Source organism: Myroides sp. DW712 (assembly GCF_046557355.1).
Taxonomy (GTDB): domain Bacteria; phylum Bacteroidota; class Bacteroidia; order Flavobacteriales; family Flavobacteriaceae; genus Flavobacterium.
The window spans coordinates 1-1511 of sequence record NZ_JBKFDO010000037.1 but is presented as its reverse complement, the minus strand read 5'-3'; the positions used below and the strand labels follow the sequence as shown (position 1 = coordinate 1511).

The 1511-nt window shown below is 46.2% G+C and carries 1 protein-coding gene; it reads right to left on the bottom strand.

Translation table 11 applies throughout. The features are described from left to right. Window positions 1–900: 900 nt before the first annotated feature. Window positions 901–1511, bottom strand: a 611-nt coding sequence (locus tag ACLJX0_RS15360) for a tyrosine-type recombinase/integrase (RefSeq protein ID WP_410881687.1), incomplete at its 5' end; no start/stop codon positions are given.

The following is a 1511-nucleotide window of genomic DNA, read 5'->3' as shown; positions in this document are numbered from 1 at the left end:
TCCACACTCTTCCACATCTACTCCTTCTTTTTCTCGCGCGAACTCAACTTTTGTTTTCAAAGACCAACTGTCCATATAAAAATAAAGTTTATTTCAATTGAAAAAAATAATAACTCACTTTTTTATAGCGGTTTGGTAGCGCAGCGAACAAACCGATGTAAAAAATGAGTCAACAACCGAAGGGCGTTAGCTTCTTAGATAAAATGTCTTTAGATGATCCGAAGGAAAAACAGCCTTGAGCTAATGGCTGGACACAAGGGAGTAGCGTAGCGGAACCCTTGATGGCCAAAGCCGGCTGGAGAGAGGCAACGAACGACAGCCTGCGAGCCCCCTGCGAGTGGAGCAAGGGTGGAAGACCAAAAGCAGGTAGCGCAGCGGACTGCGCGGGCTTGCATATATACAAGAACAGCCCTGGCGGGATTTTTGACTTTTGATAAATCGTGACAGGGCTGGGCGCAGGATACAAGACGTTCCTTAGTGTAAGCCAAAGCGTAGCGGAGGCAACTACAACCAAGCGCCGCAGCCCACAGCGACCCGCAGGCGAGCCAAATTATGCCCAGCGGTGGACGTGTTGCGCCTTGAAGGGCGTAGCGAAGCGAAGACAAAAAGGGGCATAAACGGACAAAGCAGCTGGGCGTGAGAAGGACGACGGGAGCTGCAAGAAGAAGGACAACCTGCAAAGCGAAGCGGAGCATCCGTAGGGCTTCAAGGCTGTTTTTTTGCTCCTATTTTTATTTTTCAATTGACCCGAGAGCTTTGCTCGAACTGGCGAAGCAAAAAAAAGGCCTTGAAGGGTTGGCCGATGCTTGCCGAACAAGGACGACGAACTCCGCTTTTCCTGCGCTTCTTTCTTTTTTCCCTGCGCTTCTTTCTTTGTATAAACGCCCTTTAATGAGCAAGTTATTGCAAAGGATGGTATTTGTTGACCGATGTCTGTAATTGCTCTAATTCGCTTTGTTTGTATGCCTGGGTACTACTGCTGTGCTTGTGTCCGGAAAAGGCTTGTACTAAGCGAAGATTATGTCCTGATTTTAAAAGAAGAGCAATCACACTTTGACGGATTTTAAGGGGTTGGATTCTTTCAGTTTTACTCCTGTCTTCATTGAGCAATCGACTAATCCCCTGCCCTTGCAAGGATTTGCCGTACTTAGATATAATAAAATGTGTGGTCGTGGGGTTAAACTGATCTCTATCTTCTAAATAGCGAAGTAGTAAGACGATTTGGGTAGCTTGTAAAGGCAAGGTTCGAGCGTGGGTTTTACTGGTTTTGGCGATGTGGATTTCCGCTTTTTCTAAGTTTACATCTGTGAGTTGCAACCCACTGATTTCTTGTACTTGTAAACCTTGATGGATTAGGAGGCTTATAATAGTTTTATTGCGGGTTTCCAGGCGTTTGTCCTTGGATTGGTAGTTGGCTTGTAAAGCGTCTAATTCGAGTTTGGTATACAGCTTTTCTGTGGCAATCGCGCGGTTGATCGGGTCTTGTAAGGTGAGCTTGATACAGGGATGAT